The sequence below is a fragment of the Kitasatospora sp. NPDC056531 genome (assembly GCF_042794375.1).
Taxonomy (GTDB): domain Bacteria; phylum Actinomycetota; class Actinomycetes; order Streptomycetales; family Streptomycetaceae; genus Kitasatospora.
The window spans coordinates 29,559-48,839 of the sequence record NZ_JBHTTU010000053.1 but is presented as its reverse complement, the minus strand read 5'-3'; the positions used below and the strand labels follow the sequence as shown (position 1 = coordinate 48,839).

Annotated in this window: 16 protein-coding genes; 10 read left to right on the top strand and 6 right to left on the bottom strand. The window is 73.7% G+C overall.

The window, feature by feature from the left end:
• Nucleotides 1-100: 100 nt before the first annotated feature.
• Nucleotides 101-535 (bottom strand): SRPBCC family protein, encoded by a 435-nt coding sequence (locus ACFQ87_RS31780; protein ID WP_380614320.1) that lies wholly within the window; start codon nucleotides 533-535, stop codon nucleotides 101-103.
• Nucleotides 536-633: 98 nt separating this feature from the next.
• On the opposite strand from ACFQ87_RS31780, the gene ACFQ87_RS31775 reads away from it, so the two are divergent.
• The 4 genes from ACFQ87_RS31775 to ACFQ87_RS31760 all read left to right on the top strand — a co-directional run bounded on the left by ACFQ87_RS31775 (nucleotide 634) and on the right by ACFQ87_RS31760 (nucleotide 4,418).
• Entirely contained in the window at nucleotides 634-1,272 is a 639-nt protein-coding gene (locus ACFQ87_RS31775) for a formylglycine-generating enzyme family protein (protein WP_380614319.1), read from the top strand.
• A 99-nt stretch (nucleotides 1,273-1,371) separates the two neighbouring features.
• Nucleotides 1,372-1,881 (top strand): GNAT family N-acetyltransferase, encoded by a 510-nt coding sequence (locus tag ACFQ87_RS31770; RefSeq protein WP_380614318.1) that lies wholly within the window; start codon nucleotides 1,372-1,374, stop codon nucleotides 1,879-1,881.
• A 173-nt stretch (nucleotides 1,882-2,054) separates the two neighbouring features.
• Nucleotides 2,055-3,506, top strand: coding sequence for a hypothetical protein (locus tag ACFQ87_RS31765; RefSeq protein ID WP_380614317.1), 1,452 nt, complete (start codon nucleotides 2,055-2,057; stop codon nucleotides 3,504-3,506).
• Nucleotides 3,507-3,734: 228 nt separating this feature from the next.
• A complete protein-coding gene (locus ACFQ87_RS31760) occupies nucleotides 3,735-4,418 on the top strand; it encodes a DUF4232 domain-containing protein (RefSeq protein WP_380614316.1) in 684 nt (227 codons plus the stop codon).
• Between the two features lie 71 nt (nucleotides 4,419-4,489).
• Here ACFQ87_RS31760 and ACFQ87_RS31755 read toward each other — a convergent pair whose 3' ends face one another.
• Both ACFQ87_RS31755 and soxR read right to left on the bottom strand, forming a co-directional pair.
• A complete protein-coding gene (locus ACFQ87_RS31755; RefSeq protein WP_380614315.1) occupies nucleotides 4,490-5,413 on the bottom strand; it encodes a phosphotransferase family protein in 924 nt (307 codons plus the stop codon).
• A 43-nt stretch (nucleotides 5,414-5,456) separates the two neighbouring features.
• Entirely contained in the window at nucleotides 5,457-5,966 is a 510-nt protein-coding gene (gene soxR, locus ACFQ87_RS31750; protein ID WP_380614314.1) for a redox-sensitive transcriptional activator SoxR, read from the bottom strand.
• 140 nt (nucleotides 5,967-6,106) lie between these two features.
• Here soxR and ACFQ87_RS31745 point away from each other — a divergent pair, with 140 nt between their 5' ends.
• Nucleotides 6,107-6,775: a thiamine pyrophosphate-dependent enzyme gene (locus ACFQ87_RS31745; protein WP_380614323.1), complete on the top strand. Its 669-nt coding sequence runs from the start codon at nucleotides 6,107-6,109 to the stop codon at nucleotides 6,773-6,775.
• A 45-nt stretch (nucleotides 6,776-6,820) separates the two neighbouring features.
• On the top strand, nucleotides 6,821-7,714 hold the full coding sequence (locus ACFQ87_RS31740) for a transketolase family protein (protein ID WP_380614313.1): 894 nt from the start codon (nucleotides 6,821-6,823) through the stop codon (nucleotides 7,712-7,714).
• 1 nt (nucleotide 7,715) lies between these two features.
• Here the strand turns inward: ACFQ87_RS31740 and treZ are convergent, their stop codons facing one another.
• From treZ to glgX, 3 genes are all read right to left on the bottom strand, one after another.
• Nucleotides 7,716-9,446: a malto-oligosyltrehalose trehalohydrolase gene (gene treZ / locus ACFQ87_RS31735; RefSeq protein ID WP_380614312.1), complete on the bottom strand. Its 1,731-nt coding sequence runs from the start codon at nucleotides 9,444-9,446 to the stop codon at nucleotides 7,716-7,718.
• A 2-nt stretch (nucleotides 9,447-9,448) separates the two neighbouring features.
• Nucleotides 9,449-11,911, bottom strand: a complete 2,463-nt coding sequence (gene treY / locus ACFQ87_RS31730) for a malto-oligosyltrehalose synthase (protein WP_380614311.1) — start codon at nucleotides 11,909-11,911, stop codon at nucleotides 9,449-9,451.
• Between the two features lie 79 nt (nucleotides 11,912-11,990).
• Nucleotides 11,991-14,114, bottom strand: a complete 2,124-nt coding sequence (glgX, locus tag ACFQ87_RS31725) for a glycogen debranching protein GlgX (RefSeq protein ID WP_380614310.1) — start codon at nucleotides 14,112-14,114, stop codon at nucleotides 11,991-11,993.
• 408 nt (nucleotides 14,115-14,522) lie between these two features.
• Here glgX and ACFQ87_RS31720 point away from each other — a divergent pair, with 408 nt between their 5' ends.
• The 4 genes from ACFQ87_RS31720 (at nucleotide 14,523) to ACFQ87_RS31705 (ending at nucleotide 19,187) form a co-directional block, all read left to right on the top strand.
• A complete protein-coding gene (locus ACFQ87_RS31720; RefSeq protein WP_380614309.1) occupies nucleotides 14,523-15,797 on the top strand; it encodes an SAV2148 family HEPN domain-containing protein in 1,275 nt (424 codons plus the stop codon).
• Nucleotides 15,798-15,856: 59 nt separating this feature from the next.
• Nucleotides 15,857-16,384, top strand: coding sequence for a GNAT family N-acetyltransferase (locus ACFQ87_RS31715; protein ID WP_380614308.1), 528 nt, complete (start codon nucleotides 15,857-15,859; stop codon nucleotides 16,382-16,384).
• 71 nt (nucleotides 16,385-16,455) lie between these two features.
• Nucleotides 16,456-17,223, top strand: coding sequence for an ABC transporter ATP-binding protein (locus tag ACFQ87_RS31710; protein ID WP_380614307.1), 768 nt, complete (start codon nucleotides 16,456-16,458; stop codon nucleotides 17,221-17,223).
• Nucleotides 17,220-19,187 (top strand): FtsX-like permease family protein, encoded by a 1,968-nt coding sequence (locus ACFQ87_RS31705; protein ID WP_380614306.1) that lies wholly within the window; start codon nucleotides 17,220-17,222, stop codon nucleotides 19,185-19,187. The genes ACFQ87_RS31710 and ACFQ87_RS31705 overlap by 4 nt, the downstream gene beginning before the upstream one ends.
• Nucleotides 19,188-19,281: the final 94 nt, after the last annotated feature.

The following is a 19,281-nucleotide window of genomic DNA, read 5'->3' as shown; positions in this document are numbered from 1 at the left end:
GAGGGGTATGGGGTGGGGGGGCTGAGGAGGATGGAGGAAGGGCGTCGGGAGAGATCATTCTCCCGTTCCCCTCCCCTCCCCCCCCCCCCCGCCGGGCACCTCAGCCCGCGAAGTGCTTGCGCAGGGCGGCCAGGCCGGAGGTGAAGACACCGTGCACCCGGTCGGAGGACTCCTTGCGGTGCTCGGGCTCGATGTCGAAGGTGACGCTCCACTCCACGAAGCTGGCGCCCAGCTCGGTCACCGGGGTGACCCGCAGGGTGGCCCGGTAGTCGTCGAAGTGGAAGGTGCCGTCGGGGAAGCTGTAGGTGTAGCTGCGGGCCTCCTCGTCGTAGGCGAGCAGAGTCTCGTGCAGCACGACGCCGTCGGGCAGTTCGAAGACCCGGACCGAGCCGATCGCGTTGCCCGTCAACCCGTTGCCGAGTCGGCTCGGTGGCAGGTGAGGGTGCCAGTCGCCGAGAGCGTGGTAGTCCCCGACCAGCTCCCACACCCGCTCGGCCGGAGCCTCCACCACCGTGCTGACCCTGATGCCCGCCATGCTCGTCACCGCCGTTTCTGACGCACCGTAGGAACGGGCACCATCCTCGGGCCGAAGGCGGGGTGGGCGCCAGGGGGCAGGCCGTAGGATCGTCGATCATGGACCCGAGAACCGGCCTGATCGCCGTGCCGCCCGGCCGTGTCACGCTCTCCGACCGCCGTACGCAGCGGAGTTGGGCGGTCGACGTCGCCGCGTACGAGCTGGCGGTCTGTCCGGTCACCCGCGAGAAGTACGAGGGAGTCGCGGGCGACCGCCGCCCCGCGCACAGCGTCTCGTGGCTCGACGCCGTCCGCTGGTGCAACGAGCTCTCCGAGCGCGAAGGCCACAGTCCCGCCTACGAGTTGGACGGCGAGGACGTCGCCTGGGACCGCGCCGCCGACGGCTACCGGCTGCCCACCGAGGCCGAGTGGGAGCATGCCTGCCGCGCCGGGACGGACGGGCCGCGCTACGGCCCGTTGGACGAGATCGCCTGGCACCGCGGCAACTCCGGCGAACGGCCGCACGAAGTCGGCGAGCTGCGGCCGAACGCCTTCGGGTTGTACGACCTGCTCGGCAACGTGTGGGAGTGGTGCTGGGATCTCTACGACCCCGAGGTGTACGGCGGTTACCGCGTCCTGCGCGGCGGCGGCTGGTTCGACGAGCACTGGAGCTGCCGCGCCTCCGTCCGCCGCCGCAGCCACCCGACGCTGCGGATCGACGACGTGGGGTTCCGGCTCGCCCGGTCGACCGGCTCCTGACGTGGTGCTCTACAGCCTGCTGCGCACCGACCCGCGACCCGCCGCGAGCTGAGGAACCGTTGCGCCGGATCGGCCGTTGGCGCGTGTATGAGCGATGAAATGATCTCCCTGCGTCCGATAGCCGAAGCCGATCTCCCGACCTTCGGTGAGCTGGTCAACGACCCCGAGGCGCTGGGGGAGTTCCAGTGGTTCGGCTGGGGCGATCCCGACCGGTTCCGCCGCCGGTGGGCCGAGCACGGGCTGCTGAGCGACGACCAGTGGGTGTTCGCGGTCACCGCCGACGGCGAGTTCGTCGGCTTCGTCGCCGCCACCCGGAAGGCCGCGCGGCCGACCGCCCCGTATTGGAGCATCGGCGTGCAACTGCTCCCGACGGCGCGCGGGCGGGGGATCGGCACACAGGCCCAACGGCTGCTGGTGGACTACCTGTTCGCCCACACGCCGGTGATGAGGCTGGAGGCGGACACCGACACCGGCAACCTCGCCGAGCAGCGTGCCCTGGAGAAGCTGGGCTTCACCCGTGAGGGTGTGCACCGGGCGATGGTCTTTCGGGACGGTGCCTGGCGCGACGCGGTCTACTACAGCCTACTGCGCACCGACCACCGGCCTTAAGTCCCTTTGTGGGCCGTGCCCTTGGGCCGGCGTGCCAAACAGTGGGAGGTTTCCGGCCGACCTCGCGCACGGGCGTTGACCGTTCGCCCGCGGCGGCGCTTGGCTCTTCCTCAGCCGGGCTCGGGGGGTGTTCGAGCCCGGCGCCGTGATCAGTCATCAGGGGAGGATGATCCATGACCACCGCCCGTACCCGCCGCTGGTCGGCCCGCGCCGCCGCCGTCCTGGTGGCCGTCGTCGTGGCCGGCACCGCGATGCCGGCCGCCGAGGCCCGGCCGCCCAAGGGCGACACCGCCCGCGTCAGTGAAGGATCCAAGGGGGAGCAGCTCGACGCCGGCTCGTCCGCGCTCGGGCTGAGCAACGACGGCCGCTACGCGCTGTTCTCCTCGGCGGCGACCAACCTGCTGCCCCAGGAGGGCACCCCGAACACGGACGAGATCTACGTGCGGGACCTGCGCAACGGCCACGTCGAGCGGGTCAGTGTCGCCGACGACGGCTCCCGGCTGAACGCCCTGACCTCCGAGGCCTCGATCAGCGGCGACGGCCGGTACGTCGCGTTCAGCACCACCGCCACCAATGTGGTGCCCGACCAGCCCAAGCACCGCAGCGACATCTACGTCCGCGACCTCTGGACCGGCAGCACCGAGCTGGTCACCGAAGGCGGCCTGCCCAGCATCGACGACCAGAGCGGCCGCGACGCCATGAGCCCCTCGATCAGCGGGGACGGTCGCTACGTCGCCTACGTCTCCGACCGCACCGACCTCGCGCCCGGCACCGGGAACCGCGGCGAGAAGAACATCTACGTCACCGACCGCTGGACCCAGACCACCCGGCTGGTCAGCGTCGGCCTGAACGGCCGGCCCGGCAACCGCGCCTCCTACTTCCCGACGATCAGCGCGGACGGCTCCACCATCGGCTTCGGCTCCATGGCGGGCAACCTGCTCTCGGCGGCCCCGGCTGACTCCACCGCCCCGGCGGACTCCACCGACGCGGGCCCCGCCGCCGACCCCGGCGCCGCCGCCGACACCGGGTCCGCACCCGAGGCCGGCTCCGCCAGGTTGGCGCCCCTGCCCCACTACCACCCCTACTACGTCTGGAAGGCCGACACCGGCCGGATCGCCGTCGGCAGCCTGGACGACGCCGGGCGGACGGCCGGTGCCCGCCCCGACGCCCGGATCAGCCCGGACGGCCGCTACGCGGTCTACAGCCTCGCGTCGCACGGCACCGGGGTACCCGGCCACGGCGACACACAGATGAACGTGTACGTGCAGGAGCTGGCCACCGGCAAGGTCACCAGGGTCAGCACCAGCCTGCCGGGCACGACCCCGAACGGCAGCTCGTCCGGGGGCGTCATGACCGCCTCCGACCACTGGGTCTACTTCGAATCCGCCGCCGACAACCTGGTCCCCGGCGACACCAACCAGGTCACCGACGTGTTCCGTCGCGACCTGTCGACCGGGACGATCGAACGGGTCAGCCTCACCCGCGACGGCGAGCAGAGCGACACCGCCGCCTACGACGCCTACGTGGACGCCACCGGCGACACGGTGATCTTCGATGCCAAGGACGGCAACCTGGTGCCGGGAGACACCAACCCCGGGCAGGACGTCTTCCTGCGCCGCCTGTGAGGCTCTGACTCCCCTTCGGGACAGGCCCGTTGCGGAAGTGTTGGGAGGGAGCGGCGTGGCGGGCCCGGCGGTTCGCCGTGTCAACCGCGCCGCACCTGACTCGATGTCACAGTCCCGTCCTGGTCGTGTCCTGACGATTGTGACGCTGTGCATGCCACCAAAAGCCGTCGGCTGACCGTCTTGTGGTGTGTCCAAGCAGTCAACGCGCATCGTCACCGGGGAGCCGCCATGTCCGTCCGCCACCGTCGTCCGCTGCTCGCTTCCGCCGTCCTCGTCGTCGGGGCGGGGCTCGCGTTGACCGCCTGCGGGCCCGACAACACCGACCCGGCCGGCGGCTCGGCGCCCTCCGCGACCACCGCGGTGGCCGCCCCGCCCTCGAAGACGGGCGGGCCGGCCTCGCACCCCACCACCCACACGTCGCCGAGCGGCGCCCAGTCCGACGGGGGGAGTGCCGGCTCCGCCGCCCGCCCGTGCGACATCCAGAACCTCTCGATCCACGTGACGGCCCGCGCCGGGGCCCCCAACCAGTGGGTGATCGACGTGCACAACACCGGTGCGAGCGCCTGCAGCCTGAGCTCCACCCCGGGGGTCGACCTGGGTAACTCCGCCTCGCCCGACCAGAGCAAGAACATCAAGCCGGTGCTCGCCAGCGGCACCTCGCGGTTCGCGGTCCCGGCGGGCAAGAACGCCTACGCGGTGATCGACCTCGACCCGAGCGCTGCCACCACTGGCACCGCCCCCGGCATCAACGAACTCAACGTCCTGGCCGATCAGGAGGGCACCAACATGCCCCTCGCGAACACCCAGAACTTCCCGCTCCCCAGCGGTGTACACGTCCTGAACCCCCGGATGGGCCTCTACCGGGCCGGCGTGGCGGAAGCGGTCACCTCCATGACGACAGCCGGCAAGTAGCTGTGACAAGTGGCCGTGACAAGTGGCTGTGACAAGTGGCTCCGACCGGGCTTCCGGCACCGGGGAGCGGCCTATGCGACGCCGAACCACTCCTCGGCGAGGGCGTCCAGCGTTCGCGCGGAGGGCTTCAACTCCCGCAGGTACCAAGGCAGGTTGCTGTACACGTGCAGCAGCGTGTACGCCATCAGCAGCCGCGGTTCGAAGGGGCGGCCGTACGCGGCCAGCAACTGCCCGAGCAGGTGCCGGTCCGCGCGGGTGGTGAACAGGCCGACGGCGACGAGGTCGTAGGCCGGGTCGCCGAGCATGGCGGGTTCGAAGTCGAGCAGGCCGGTGAGAGGCCACCCGGCGGCCGGGTCGGTGATCAGGTGCTCGCGCATGAACTCGGTGTGCAGCAGGGAACGTTGCCGGACGCGGGGGAGCGGGGCGGCGGCGAGGAAGTCGGGGATCTGCTCCAACCAGGCCTCGGGCAGGCCGTGTTCGCGCTGGCGGGCGACGGCGTCGGCCCGCTGCTCGTCCAGGAAGGCGATCCAGTTTCCGGGGGCGAGGACGTTGGCGAGCGGTTCGGCGTCGAGGGCGTGCAGGGCGGCGAGCGCCTCGCCGCAGTCGCGGGCGATCCGCTCGCGGTCGGGCCGGGGGATGCGTGGCCAGGCGGGGGCGAGGCCCTCGCCGTGCAGGCGGGACATCAGCACGTACTGCCAGCCGTTGACGTACTCGCCGGCCGCCCGGACCTCCGGGGTCGGGAGCGGCAGCGCGCCGTCCAGGAACGAGAGGACGCGGGCCTCGGCGACGCCGTCGTGGGCGCCGGCCGACGGGAACAGCTTGAGCGCGTGCTCCTCGCCCACCGCGTACACCGGAACGGATCCCTCCGCGAAGCGCTCCAACGGCAGCCCGCCGACGCCGAGTCGCGCGCAGAGCGCCTCGGCGCCGGGGCGCATCACCGACTCGTCGGGGAGGACCGCGTCCCACTGCTCGTCAGTCTCCACCGCAGGCAGCATGGCCGCACGGTAGGCGGGCGAACGGCCGCCCGGCAAAGGGTTTTCAGTGCTCGCCGTCGAGTTCCGCGGCCGGGTCGTGGGTGCGCAGGTAGTGGGCGCCGGGGCCGGTCCGGCCGAGCCGGTCCTCGGCGTTGTGCAGGGCGCAGCGGGTCAGCGAGAGGCAGCCGCAGCCGATGCAGCCGGTGAGCCTGGCCTTGAGCCGTTCGAGTTCGGCGATCTGCTCGTCGATCCGGTCCTGCCAGGCGGTGGCGACCCGGTCCCACTCGGTGCCGCTGGGGGCGGGGCGCTCGGGCAGGCGGTCCAGGGCGTCGTGGGCCTCGTCGAGGGAGAGGCCGACCCGCTGGGCGGCGCGCACGAAGGCGATCCGGCGCAGCGTGCCGCGGGAGTAGCGGCGCTGGCCGCCGCTGGTGCGGGTGGCCTGGATCAGGCCGAGGCTCTCGTAGTAGCGCAGTGCGGAGTGGGCGAGGCCGCTGCGGGCGGAGAGCTGGCCGATGGTGAGCAGGTCACCCGGGCGCGGGCAGGCGGCGCGGGCGTCGTCGGATTTCGCCGTCATGGGTGATCAGTGTAGCCGCTTGACTTCAAGTTCGCTTGAAGTTGCACGATCGTGGCATGACGACGAAGGCACAGGGCGAGACCACGCGGACGAGCACGGAAACCGCGGGTCGGGGCCGCTTCGAGGACCTCCAGGCACTGATGGCGCTGATGACCGGTGACGAGAAGCACGACGTCGCGGCCACCTCCACGCTGGACGCGCTCTGGGTGCTGTACGACCGGGTGCTGCGGGTCGCCCCCGACACCGCCGAGGCGCCGGAGCGCGACCGCTTCCTGCTCTCCAAGGGTCACGGCCCGATGGCCTACTACGCGGTGCTGACGGCAAAGGGCTTCATCGACCCCGCCGTCCTACCGGGCTTCGGCGGCTACGACTCCCCGCTGGGCTACCACCCGGACCGCACCCTGCTGCCCGGCGTGGAGATCTCCTCCGGCTCGCTCGGCCACGGCCTGCCGCTGGCCGTCGGCACCGCGCTCGGCCTTCGGGCGCAGGGGCTGACCGACCCGGCGGTGTGGGTGCTGGTCGGTGACGCCGAGTTCGACGAGGGCTCCAATCACGAGGCGGTGGCCTTCGCCGGCGCGTACGGGCTGGACCGGCTGCACGTGGTCGTGATCGACAACTCCTCGGCCACCCACGGCTGGCAGGGCGGCATCGCCCAGCGGTTCGCGGCCGCGGGCTGGTCCACCGCGACGGTGGACGGCCGCGACCACGAGGCTCTGCACCGCGCCTACACCGCCGAGCACCCGGGCCGCCCGCACGTGGTGGTCGCCCGGGTGGAGCCGAAGACCACGGGCGAGCCGAAGAACGTCTGAGCGCCCCCGCAAGCCAACCGACCCGCAGCGAAAGGCACTTCCCCGATGGACACCATGCGCGAGCGCTTCGTCGCCGTCACCACCCGCCTGCTGGACGAGGACCCCCGACTGGCCGTCGTGCTGGCCGACATCACGGCCGCCGCCTTCGAGCCGGCCCGCGGGCTCCACCCCGACCGGGTGGTCAACGTCGGCATCCGCGAGCAGCTGCTGATCGGCGCGGCCGGCGGCATGGCGCTCAGCGGGATGCGCCCGATCGCCCACACCTTCGCCAGCTTCCTGGTGGAACGGCCCTTCGAACAGCTCAAGTTGAGCCTGGTCCACCAGGGCGTCGGCGCCGTCCTGGTGAGCGCGGGCGGCTCCTACGACAACCCGGTGGCCGGCCGCACCCACATGTCCCCGGGCGACGTCGCCCTGCTGGACACCCTGCCGGACTGGACGGTGCACGTGCCGGGCCACCCGGACGAGGCCGAGCAGCTGCTGAAGCACGCCGTCGCGGACGGCGACCGCAACGTGTACGTCCGGCTCTCCGACCACCGGAACGCCGTGCCCGTCGCGGTGGAGCCGGCCCGCTTCACCACCGTGCGGACCGGTTCGCGCGGCGTGGTGCTCGCCGTCGGCCCGATGCTGGACGCGGTGCTGGCCGCCACCGAGGGCCTGGACACCACCGTGCTGTACGCGGCGACGGTGCGCCCCTTCGACGCCGCCGGGCTGCGCGCCGCGGTCGGCGAGCGGGCGGACGTGGTGCTGGTGGAGCCGTACCTGGCGGGTACCTCGGCGAACGAGGCGCACGCGGCGCTGGCCGACCGCCCGCACCGGGTGCTGGCGCTGGGCGTGCCGCGCGAGGAGCACCGGCACTACGGCTCGATGGCGGAGCACCTGGGCGCCTACGGCCTGGACGCGCCCGCGCTGCGGGAGCGGATCGCCACCTTCCTCTGGTGAGCTAGACCGCGACGACGGCCACCGAATCCGGCCCCAGCCGCACCGCCGTCCCCTCCAGCACCGCCGCCCCGAAGGCTGCCACCAGCTCCCGCCCGGCGGCCCCCAGGGGCAGCGCCGCCTCGGCCGTGCCCAGGTTGACCGCCACCCGGTACGGCCCCCGGTGCACCACCAGCCAGCCGGCCGCCTCCTCGAACGCGACCCGCACCGCGCCCAGGTCCGGGTCGGACAGCTCCGGATGCTCGCGCCGCAGCCGGAGCAACCGCCGGTACCAGCCGAGGAGTTCGGCGTGCGGGGCGCGCCGGGGCTCGGTCCAGTCGAGGACGGAGCGCAGCACGGTGGCCGGCTCCTGCGGGTCCGGGACGGCCTCGGCGGCCCAGCCGTGCTCGGCGAACTCCCGCCGCCGGCCCAGGCGGACGGCCTCCGCCAGGGCGGGGTCGGTGTGGTCGGTGAAGTACTGCCAGGGCGTCGCGGCGCCCCACTCCTCGCCCATGAACAGCATCGGGGTGAACGGCGAGGTGAGCACCAGCGCGGCGCCGCAGGCGAGCCGGCCGGTGGACACGGTGGTGGAGATGCGGTCCCCGAGCGCCCGGTTGCCGACTTGGTCGTGGGTCTGCAGGTAGCCGAGCAGCCGGTGGCCCGCGCCCGGCGGGAACGGCCGCCCGTGGCTGCGCCCCCGGAAGGAGGACCAGGTACCGTCGTGGAAGAACCCGCGTCGCAGCGTCTTCGCGACGGCGGCGAGCGGTTCGCGCGCGAAGTCCCCGTAGTAGCCCCGGGATTCGCCGGTGAGCGCGCAGTGCAGGGCGTGGTGGAAGTCGTCGCTCCACTGCGCGGTGAGGCCCTGGCCGCCGGCCTCGCGGGCGGCGGTGGTGCGCGGGGTGTTGCGGTCGGACTCGGCGACCAGGAACAACGGCCGCTTGACGGCCACCGCCAACCTCTCGACTTCGTAGGAGAGTTCCTCCAGGAAGTGGACCGCCCGGTCGTCCGCGAGGGCGTGCACCGCGTCCAGCCGCAGGCCGTCGATCCGGTAGTCGCGCAGCCAGGTCAGCGCGCTGTCGATCAGGTAGCGGCGCACCTCGTCCGAGCCGGGGGCGTCCAGGTTGACCGCCGAGCCCCACGGGGTGTGGTGCCGCTCGGTGAAGTACGGGCCGTACAGCGGAAGGTAGTTGCCGGACGGGCCGAGGTGGTTGTGCACCACGTCCAGCACCACCCCGAGGCCCTTGCGGTGCGCGGCGTCCACGAAGCGCTTGAGCCCCTCGGGCCCGCCGTAGGGCTCGTGGACGGCCCACAGTGAGACCCCGTCGTAGCCCCACCCGTGCTTGCCGGGGAACGGGCAGACCGGCATCAGCTCGACGAAGTCCACGCCCAGCTCGACCAGGTGGTCCAGGTGGTCGACGGCGGCGTCGAAGGTGCCGCGCGCGGTGAACGTGCCGATGTGCAGCTCGTACAGCACCGAGCCGGGCAGCGGGCGGCCGCGCCAGCCGGTCTGCGACCAGCGGAAGGCGGCGTGGTCCACCGCCCGGCTGGGGCCGTCGGGGCCGTGCGGCTGCCGGGGCGAGCGCGGGTCGGGCAGCGGTGGGCCGCCGTCGAGGCGGAAGGCGTAGTCGCCCTCGGGGGCCTCGCCGGACCACCAGCCGTGCCGGTCCGGGCAGCGGGCCAACTCGTGGTCGAATCCGTTGACCTGGACGGTGACGCGGGAGGTCGCGAACGGCGCCCACACCTCGTAGTGCGGCATGCTCAGCCCCTCCTCGTCAGCAGCGCCACCGGGGCGCCCGCCAGCAGCTCCGCCACCGGCACCGGCCCGGCCGGAAAGCCGCGCAGCGTCAGCTCGTCCGTCCAGGCCCCGCCCGCGGGCAGCTCCAGGACGGTGTCCCGCCAGCCGCCCGCCCGGGCCAGCCCGTACGGCAGCCGGGTGACGGCGGTGATCACGTCCTCGCCGCGGGCGAAGGCCAGCAGGTGGTCGCTGGCGAGGTCCACGGCGGTCAGCGGGCGGTAGGCGCCGAGCGGGCGGGAGCGGCGCAGGTGCAGCGCGGTGGCGGTCAGGTGCAGCTTCTCCCGGGCGAGGTCGCCGGGGCGGGCCGTGGCCGAGTCGGTGAGCCGTACGGCGAGCGCGCCGAGGTCGACCACGCCCCGGTTGTCCGGGTCCACCAGGGTGTAGAGCGGCTCCTCACTGCCCTGGTAGAGGTCGGGCACGCCCGGGATGGTCAGGTGCAGCAGCGCGGCGGCCAGGGTGTTGGCGCGGGCGTGGGGGGCGAGCGCGTGCACCTGGCCCTCGATCCGGGGGAGCAGCCCGGGGTTGCCGTACACCGAGCGTGCCCGCCGCTCCAGGGCCTGTTCGTAGTCTTCGTCGGGGGTGGTCCAGGAGGTGTGCAGCTTGGCCTCGCGGGCGGCTTTGAGCAGGGCGGCGACCAGCCGGTCCGGGTCGATCGGCCAGGCGGCGACCAGGGTGTGCCAGAGCAGCCAGTCGGCGTCGCGGTCGAATCCGGGCCCGGCGGCGGTGGACCAGGCGGCGGCCTCGGCGGCCCAGGCGTCGGGCTGCTCGGCGAGGACGGCGAGCCGGGCCCGGGCGTCGGCGCTGCGCTTGGTGTCGTGGGTGGAGAGCACGGTCATGCTGTGCGGCCAGGTGCGCTCCAGGTAGCGGCACCAGTCGTGGAACTCGGCCGGGTGCACCCCGGGCCGGGCGGGCTCGCCGCCGACCTCGTTGAGGCCGGGCAGCGCGTTCCAGCGGTAGAAGGCGGTGTCCTCGACGCCCTTGGCGGCCACCGCGGCGGCGGTCTGCCCGAAGCGGACGCAGAACTCGTCCTTGTCCGGGCCGCGCCCCAGTTCGCCGAGGGCCAGCGCGGCCACCAGGCGCTCGGTCGGGTCCGCGGAGCCGGTGGTTCGCAGCGGGTCGTCGGAGGCGGGCTGCCCGGGGAGCGCGTACGGCCGGTACACCGGGTAGTCGCTGAGCAGCCGCCGCAGTGCGGCGCGCAGCTGCCAGGGCGGGTGGTCGGCGTGGGCGGGTTCGGCGGCGCCGATCCGCAGCGCGATCCGCACCAGCCGCTCGACCTCGGCGGCCAGCTCGCCGCCGGGCCCGGTCATGTCGGCCCGGCCGCGCCGGGCGGCGGCGATCGCCGGGTGCGGGTCCTGACAGGGGTCGCGGACCGGCCCGCCGTGCAGGAAGGACTCGTACGCGCCCGCCAGCCGGCAGGCGCCCGCGTGGTCGGTGAGCACGCCGTCGATCCGGCGCAGCGCGTCGTACCCGGTGGTGCCGGCCACCGGCCAGTCCTCGGGCAGCCGCTCCTCGCCGGCGAGGATCTTCTCGACCACGACGTACGCCCCGCCGGTGGTCCCCGACGCCCCGCCGGTGGTCCCCGACGCCCCGCCGGTGGCCGCTGCCAGGCGGCGCAGGTAGCCGCGCGGGTCGGCGAGCCCGTCCGGGTGGTCGATCCGGAAGCCGTCCAGGACGCCGTCGGCGTGCAGCCGCAGCAGCACCGCGTGGGTGGCGGCGAAGACCTCGGGCTCCTCGACCCGGACGGCGATCAGCTCGTTGACGGTGAAGAAGCGCCGGTAGTTGAGCTCGGTGCGGGCGAGGCGCCACCAGGCGAGCCGGTACCACTGCCGGGCGAGCAGCTCGGTGAGCGGCAGCCCCGCGGTGCCCGGCCGCAGCGGCAGCTCGTGCCGGTGGTAGCGCAGCACCTCGCCGTCCACCGTCAGCTGGTCCAGCACGGCGCCGAGCCGGTCGCCCAGCAGCGGCAGCAGCAACCGCCCGCGCCCGGGGGCGTCGGCGGGGCCGGGCTGGGCGGCCCAGTCGATGTCGAACCAGCGCGCGTACGGCGAGTCGGGCCCGTCCCGCAGCACTTGCCAGAGCGGCCCGTTGAGCCGTTCGGGGACGGGTACGGCCATGTGGTTGGGCACCACGTCGGCGATCAGCCGCAGTCCGTGCCGGTGCGCCTCGGCGGCCAGGGCGCGCAGCGCCGCCTCGCCGCCGAGCTGCTCGCTGATCCGGGTGTGGTCGACGGTGTCGTAGCCGTGGGTGGAGCCGGGGGCGGCCTGCAGCAGCGGGGACAGGTGCAGGTGGGAGACGCCGAGGGCGGCCAGGTAGGGCACGGCGGCGGTGGCGTCACGCAGGGTGAAGCCGGGCTGGAGCTGGAGGCGGTACGAGGACGTGGGGACGGTGGCGGCCGGGCGGGGCTGCGCGGGCTCGGCGGCGGAGGTCATGTGTCCATAGGTACCCGGCCCGGCCCGCCGCCAAGACCCGCTGCTGGCCCGAACAGGTGAGCGCATGGGTGCACACGCCCTAGGCGGGCCGCTGCAGCACCATCAGCGAGCGGTCGGTGAGCCAGAGCGTGTCCCCGGCCTTGACCCTCGTCCCCGTGCCCGGGGCGGGCAGCCGGGGCTGGGTGGTGTCGACCACGACCTGCCACTCCTGCCCGTGGCCGGCCGGCACGGTGAACTCCAGCGGCTCGAAGTGGGCGTTGAACATCAGCAGGAAGGAGTCGTCGACGATCCGCCCGCCGCGCCGGTCCGGCTCGGAGATGGCGTAGCCGTTCAGGAAGACGGTCAGCGACTTGGCGTAGTTGGCGCCCCAGTTGCGCTTGGTCATCTCCTCGCCGGTGGGGGTGAACCAGGCGATGTCGGTGAGGTCGTCGTACCCGCCGGACGCGGAGACCGGCCGCCCGTGGAAGAACCGCCGCCGCCGGAAAACCGGGTGGTCGCGGCGCAGCCAGATCATCCCCTGGGTGAACTCCAGCAGCCGCGCCTGCGGCCCGTCGCCCTCGGGCCAGTGCACCCAGGTGAGCTCGTTGTCCTGGCAGTAGGTGTTGTTGTTGCCCAGCTGGGTGCGGCCGAGCTCGTCGCCGTGCGAGAGCATCGGCACGCCCTGGGAGAGCATCAGGGTGGCGATGAGGTTGCGCTGCTGGCGCGCGCGCAGCTCCTCGACGGCCGGGTCGGTGCTGGGGCCCTCGACGCCGCAGTTCCAGGAGCGGTTGAAGGATTCGCCGTCCCGGTTGTCCTCTCCGTTGGCCTGGTTGTGCTTGTCGTTGTAGGAGACCAGGTCGCGCAGGGTGAAACCGTCGTGGCAGGTCACGAAGTTGATGGAGGCGATCGGGCGGCGGCCGTCGTCCTGGTAGAGGTCGGAGGAGCCGGTGAGCCGGGAGCCGAACTCGGCGAGGGCGGCGTTCTCGCCGCGCCACAGGTCGCGCACGGTGTCGCGGTACATGCCGTTCCACTCCGTCCACAGCGGCGGGAAGTTGCCGACCTGGTAGCCGCCCTCGCCGAGGTCCCAGGGCTCGGCGATCAGCTTGGCCTGGGAGACCACCGGGTCCTGCTGGACCAGGTCGAAGAAGGAGGAGAGCCGGTCGACCTCGTGGAACTGCCGGGCGAGGGTGGCGGCGAGGTCGAAGCGGAAGCCGTCGACGTGCATCTCGGTGACCCAGTAGCGCAGCGAGTCCATGATCAACTGGAGCACGTGGGGGCTGCGCATCAGCAGGCTGTTGCCGGTGCCGGTGGTGTCCTCGTAGAAGCGCTGGTCCTGGGCGAGCCGGTAGTAGGAGACGTTGTCCAGGCCGCGCAGGGAGAGCGTCGGCCCGAGGTGGTTGCCCTCGGCGGTGTGGTTGTAGACGACGTCGAGGATCACCTCGATCCCGGCCGCGTGCAGCGCCTTGACCATCGACTTGAACTCCTGCACCTGCTGGCCGCGGTCGCCGGTGGAGGAGTAGGAGGAGTGCGGGGCGAAGAAGCCGATCGTGTTGTAGCCCCAGTAGTTGGCCAGGCCGAGGTCGCGCAGCCGGTGGTCGCGGACGAACTGGTGCACCGGCATCAGCTCGATCGCGGTGACGCCGAGCTTGGCCAGGTGCTCGATCACCGCCGGGTGGGCCAGGCCCGCGTAGGTGCCGCGGATCTCCTCGGGGATGCCCGGGTGCAGCTTGGTGAGGCCCTTGACGTGGGCCTCGTAGATGACGGTGCGGTGGTAGTCGGTGCGCGGAGGGTGGTCGGTGCCCCAGTCGAAGTACGGGTTGATCACCACCGAGTGCATGGTGTGCGGGGCGGAGTCGAGGTCGTTGCGGCGCTCGGGGGCGCCGAAGTGGTAGCCGTAGACCGACTCGTCCCAGTCGATGTGCCCGCTCATCGCCTTGGTGTACGGGTCCAGCAGCAGTTTGGCGCTGTTGTGCCGCTGGCCCAGGCCCGGGTTGTACGGGCCGTGCACGCGGAAGCCGTAGCGCTGGCCGGGTTGGACGCCGGGGAGGTAGGCGTGCCGGACGAAGGCGTCCGTCTCGCGCAGTTCGACGGCGGTCTCGGAGCCGTCCTCGTCGATCAGGCACAGCTCGATCCGGTCGGCACTCTCGGAGAACACCGCGAAGTTGGTGCCGGCCCCGTCGTAGGTGGCGCCGAGGGGGTAGGGCTTACCGGGCCAGACCTGCATGAGTCCTCAATTTCCTTGCTGCCGACAGAAACTGACATCTAGTCCGACAATCTGCCCGGACCCGGACGCTCTCTTCCCGGCCGGGTGGCCGGGCATGTGCGACGCTCGCGCGCCGTGATGCACGGCACAGCCCGCATACTCCCCGAGCCCTTCCCCGGCGGCCGGGAGACAGCGCAGGGGTTCGCCCGAACGGGTGTCCAGCGGCGAATCCTGTGAAGAGTGGCGGCAGTCCGTGGCGGGTGCGCCCGGTGGTGCGCGGGGGCCCTCCGGCATCCGGCTGCGGGCGGATCGCGGCGGGCAGTACCCTTGATCGTCCGGCCGCCCCGGCCGCCCGGGCGGACCCTCGACGGTCCGTCAACGGTCCCCGCGCCCGCGGGGGTCGGCCGCAGCAACCAGATGAGGTGGCGCATGGTGTTCCCCGCCGGCGGCCGCGGCTCCGGGCCCGACGGCCCCGACCGGGGCGGTACCCGCAGCGAGGCGCCCACGATGGTCATGCGCCCCACCCTGACCGGCCGCGCACTGGTGCCCGCCCAGAGCGGTCCGGTCGAGGTCCCCGCCCTCGCCTGGTCCGCCGGGGAGTGGGAGGACGCCTACCAGCGGGTACGGCTGTCCGGCCGCGCCTACGTCTGGCTCAACCTCGTCGAACAGCGGCTGCGCTCCCTGGTCGACGAGGTGCTGCACCCCATCTACGCCCCCACCCACGGCGAGGACTGGGTCACCGCCGCCGCCGGACCGGCCGGCGAGGAGTGGGCCCACCGGGCCGGCGCCGTGCGCGAGGTCAGCCGCCGCAAGGGCTACCTGCTCGACCCGGCCGACGACGACCCGCTGGTCTTCCTCACCCTGCCCCAGCTGCGCGAACTGATGGTCCAGCACTGGCCCTGCTTCGAGCCGTACCTCGCCGACCGGCGCGAGATCGAACTCGCCCTGGACGAGCTGGAGGTGGCCCGGCACGTGGTCTCCCGCAACCGGGTGCTCACCCAGACCGTGCTGGCCCAGACCGAGCGCGCCGCCGCCCGGCTGCTCGCCGTCCTGGACGGCGGCGCGGGCGGGGTGCCCGCCGACGTGGTGGAGTCCCTGGTCGCCGGACGCTACGCGGACGTGGTCGCGGTGCACGCCGACCGGGTCCGGCTGCAGCGCGACCTGCCCGTGGAGGACCTGCTGGAGGGCGCCCGGCGCCTCGACGCGCTCGGCATCGGCCTCGGCATGCTCTGCCAGAACTACACCGGCAAGCGCCTGGTGCGCCTGGCCGGGGAGGGCTGCCGGGTCCGGCTGCTGTTCCTCAACCCGGCGAGCAGCGCGGTGCGCCGCCGCGAACGCGAACTCGGGCTCTCGCGCGGCGAGTTGTCCCGATCGATCGAGATGAACATCATGCACGTGCGCCGGGTCCGGGCCCGGCTGCGCGACCAGGGCGGCTTCGAGATCCGGGTCTTCGACGAGACCCCGCGCTTCACCGCCTACCTGGTCGAGGGACCCCGCCCCACCGGCCAGGTCGGCGGCCGCCGCCAGAGCCGCGACCTCGGCGTCATCCAGCCCTACCTGCGCCGATCCCGGGGCATGGAGTCCCCGGCGCTGATCCTGCGCGGCGGCGCCGGCCAGCAGCCGGGCGGCACCGAGCCGGGGCTGCTGGAGGTCTACCGCGAGGAGTTCGAGGGGGTTTGGGCGGACTCCCGGTCCGTATCCTGAGCGGTGTTCTTCAAAAAAGGGCTGGTCGGAGCCCTGTCGCCGGTGGAACACTGCCCGCCGTGAACAGTCTCCCCGCCTGGACCCTGGAACCCGCCGGCCGCAAGGACCTCGAAGCCGTCGTCGAGCTCAAGGCCCAGGTCATGCGCGCCGACCTGGAACGCCTCGGCCGCTGGGACCCGACCCGCTCCCGGGATCGGGTGCGGAAGTCCTTCTCCACCCGGTACACGTCCGTGCTGCTGGTCGAGGGCGCCTTCGCGGGCTGCGTCACGATCCGCCCCGACGAGCAGGGCGGGCGCCACCTGGAGCTGTTCTACCTCGCCCCGCACCTCCAGGGCCGCGGCCTCGGCACCGCCGTCCTGCGCCACCTCCTCGCCGAGGCCGACGCCGCCCGGGAGCCGATGCGCCTGATCGTCCTCCAGGGCAGCGCCGCCCAGCGGCTGTACGAGCGGCACGGCTTCACCGTCGTCCACGAGGACCCGATCGACGTCTTCATGCTCCGGGAGCCGGCGCCGACCGCGCGCACCGGCCCGGACGCCGGCGCCCCCGTCGAGGTATCCGTCGAGGTGCCCGCCGAGGGCGCCGCCTGACGGGTACTCATACGGCGCCGTAACGATTGGCCCAAGCACGCCCGAGCAGGCTGGCCCGCCCGTCTTCGATCATGGTAGGTGTAGCCCCCGTGAAGATCACGGGGGAGGACGGGGCCGTACTGCGCCTCGACGACGTACACCGCACCTACGGAACCGGGCCCGAAGCCGTACGGGCGCTCAGGGGGGTGGACGTCGCCTTCGGCCGCGGCACCTTCACCGCCGTCATGGGACCCTCCGGCTCCGGGAAGAGCACACTGCTGCAGTGCGGCGCCGGCCTCGACCGGCCCGACAGCGGCCGGGTCACCCTGGACGGGACCGACCTCGGCGGGCTGACCGAGACCCAGCTGACGGTCCTGCGGCGCCAGCAGCTCGGCTTCGTCTTCCAGGCGTTCAACCTGGTCGGCTCGCTCACCGCGGAGCAGAACGTCGGCCTGCCGCTGCGCCTGGCCGGGCGCCGCCCCGACCGCGCCGAGGTGCACCGCGCGCTCACCCAGGTCGGCCTCGGTGAACGCGCCGGCCACCTGCCCTCCCAGCTCTCCGGCGGCCAGCAGCAGCGCGTCGCCATCGCCCGCGCCCTGATCACCCGCCCCCGGATGCTGTTCGCCGACGAGCCGACCGGTGCCCTGGACAGCTCCAGCAGCCGCGACGTGCTCGCCCTGCTGCGCGACCTGGTGGACCGCGAGGGCCAGAGCACCGTCATGGTCACCCACGACCCGGTCGCCGCCTCCTACGCCGACCGCGTGCTCTTCCTCGCCGACGGCCGGATCGTCGACGACATCCCCCACCCCACCGCCCAGCGGGTCGCCGAGCGGATGACCGCCCTGGAGCCGGCGGCATGAGCGAGCGAACCGTCGGAAGGTGCTCGCTCGGCACCCTGCTGCCCGTCGCCGCCGCCAGTCTGCGCCGCCGCAAGGCCGCCTTCGCCGGCTCCTACGTCGCCCTCACCCTCGGTGTCACCCTCGTCGCCACCACCGGCAGCCTGCTGAACGAGACCGCCGGCGACGACTCCCCGCTCGGCGCGCCCTCGCTGCACAAGGTGCTCCAGTTCACCTCCGCGATGGCCGCCTTCGTCGCGGTCTTCGTGGTCGCCGGCACCTTCGCCTTCGCCGTCGCCCAGCGCCGCCAGGAGATCGCGATGCTGCGCGCCGTCGGCGCCACGCCCCGGCAGATCGTCTGGCTGATCACCGGCGAGGCCGCCGTCGTCGCCCTGGTCTCCGCCGTCAGCGGCTGCCTGCTGTCGCTGCCCGGCGCGCCCGCGCTGGCCGCCTGGCTGGTGGACCGCGGCGCCGCCCCCGAGGGGTTCAGCGCGCGGCCGACCGCCGGCCCGATGCTGCTGGCCGCCGCCGTCGGCCTGCTGGTAGCCCTGCTCGGCGCCGTCACCTCCGCCCTGCGGGCCGCTCGGGTGCGCGCCGTGGAGGCGCTCGGCGACGCAGCCGTCGACCGCAAGGTCATGACCAAGCCGCGCTGGACCTCCGCGCTGCTCGGGCTGCTCGCCCTGGCCGGCACCGTCGGCTACTACCTGTCGGCGTCCACCATGCCGCCCGCCCCCGGCGACCAGCCGGACGACCCGCAGCTCGCCTCCCAGTGGGTGCTCGGCACGGACCTGCTCGCCATCACCGTGCTCGCCCTGTTCGCGCCGGTCGTCGTTCCGCCGCTGGTGCGGCTGCTCAGCGCGCCGCTGACCCGGGCCACCGCCGCGGCCCCGCTGCTGGCCCGGCAGAACGCGCTCACCGCGGTGCGCCGGACCGTCTCCACCGCCACCCCGGCCTTCCTCACCATCGCGCTCACCGGCACCGTGGTCGGCTCCACCGCCGCCTTCGCCGACGCCATGACCGCCCAGGGCAAGGCCACCGCGGCCGCCCGGTACGTGCTGCGCCCGGGCGCCGCGCCGCTGCCCGCCGACGCCGTCCACCGGATCACCGCCGACCGGCCCGGCCTGCACGCCACCGCGACCACCTCCACCGTGGTCACGGGCCTGGGCGCGGACCGGCCCGCCTTCGAGGACCACAGCGAGGACTCGCCCGCCGGCGTGCCGTCCGCCGCCACCGTCGTCGACGGCGACCTCGCCGCCGCCTGGACCCTGCCCGCCGTCGAGGGCAGCGCCGCCGACCTGCGCGGCGCCACCCTCGCCGCCTCCGCCGACCAGGTCCGCGGCCACGGCTGGAAGCTGGGCGACCAGGTCAACCTGCGCCTCGCCGACGGCACCGTCGCCAGCCTGCGGCTCGCCCTGGTCTACCGCACCCAGCTCGGCCTGGACGAGGTCCTGCTCAGCGGCGAGGCCGTCTCCGCCCACCTGGCCGGCGCCCGCCCCGGGGCCGTCCACCTGAGCGCCGAACCCGGCGACCGGCTCGGCGGCGTGCTCACCGACGCCCAGGCCCCCGGGCCCGACCCGAACGCCCACTACGCCTGGATCGCCACCACCACGATCCTCGGCCCGGCCCTGCTCTACGCGCTGATCGCCATCGTCAACACCATGGTGATGAGCGCCGCCGACCGCCGCCGGGACTTCGCGGTGCTGCGACTGGCCGGGACGGTGCGCCGCCAGGTGCTGTGGATGGTCGCGCTGGAGGCCGTGCTGGTCGTCGCCGGCGCCGCCGCGCTCGCCCTCGCCGTCACCGCGCTCACCCAGTACGGCACCACGGCGCTCCTCAACCACCGGATCCTGGCCGGGCAGGCGAGCGTCGGCCTCGACCTGCCGTGGCTGCCGCTCGGCGCGGGCGCGGCCGTCTGCCTGGTGCTCGCCGTCGCCGCCAGCCTGCTGCCCAGCCGGCTCGCCCTGGCCGGCCCGGCGGCGGCGCGGTAGGCCCGGCCGGCAGTCATCCGGCAGGACCATCCGGCCCCGGGGGGGGGGGGGGGGGAGGGGGGGTGGGGAGAAGACGGCGGGGTCGCCACCCCAA

Coding starts and splice junctions, on each gene's coding strand:
- ACFQ87_RS31780 (WP_380614320.1), bottom strand. CDS start 535: ATGGCGGGCATCAGGGTCAGCACGGTGGTGGAGGCTCCGGCCGAGCGG.
- ACFQ87_RS31775 (WP_380614319.1), top strand. CDS start 634: ATGGACCCGAGAACCGGCCTGATCGCCGTGCCGCCCGGCCGTGTCACG.
- ACFQ87_RS31770 (WP_380614318.1), top strand. CDS start 1,372: ATGATCTCCCTGCGTCCGATAGCCGAAGCCGATCTCCCGACCTTCGGT.
- ACFQ87_RS31765 (WP_380614317.1), top strand. CDS start 2,055: ATGACCACCGCCCGTACCCGCCGCTGGTCGGCCCGCGCCGCCGCCGTC.
- ACFQ87_RS31760 (WP_380614316.1), top strand. CDS start 3,735: ATGTCCGTCCGCCACCGTCGTCCGCTGCTCGCTTCCGCCGTCCTCGTC.
- ACFQ87_RS31755 (WP_380614315.1), bottom strand. CDS start 5,413: ATGCTGCCTGCGGTGGAGACTGACGAGCAGTGGGACGCGGTCCTCCCC.
- soxR (WP_380614314.1), bottom strand. CDS start 5,966: ATGACGGCGAAATCCGACGACGCCCGCGCCGCCTGCCCGCGCCCGGGT.
- ACFQ87_RS31745 (WP_380614323.1), top strand. CDS start 6,107: ATGGCGCTGATGACCGGTGACGAGAAGCACGACGTCGCGGCCACCTCC.
- ACFQ87_RS31740 (WP_380614313.1), top strand. CDS start 6,821: ATGGACACCATGCGCGAGCGCTTCGTCGCCGTCACCACCCGCCTGCTG.
- treZ (WP_380614312.1), bottom strand. CDS start 9,446: ATGCCGCACTACGAGGTGTGGGCGCCGTTCGCGACCTCCCGCGTCACC.
- treY (WP_380614311.1), bottom strand. CDS start 11,911: ATGACCTCCGCCGCCGAGCCCGCGCAGCCCCGCCCGGCCGCCACCGTC.
- glgX (WP_380614310.1), bottom strand. CDS start 14,114: ATGCAGGTCTGGCCCGGTAAGCCCTACCCCCTCGGCGCCACCTACGAC.
- ACFQ87_RS31720 (WP_380614309.1), top strand. CDS start 14,523: ATGGTGTTCCCCGCCGGCGGCCGCGGCTCCGGGCCCGACGGCCCCGAC.
- ACFQ87_RS31710 (WP_380614307.1), top strand. CDS start 16,456: ATGGTAGGTGTAGCCCCCGTGAAGATCACGGGGGAGGACGGGGCCGTA.
- ACFQ87_RS31705 (WP_380614306.1), top strand. CDS start 17,220: ATGAGCGAGCGAACCGTCGGAAGGTGCTCGCTCGGCACCCTGCTGCCC.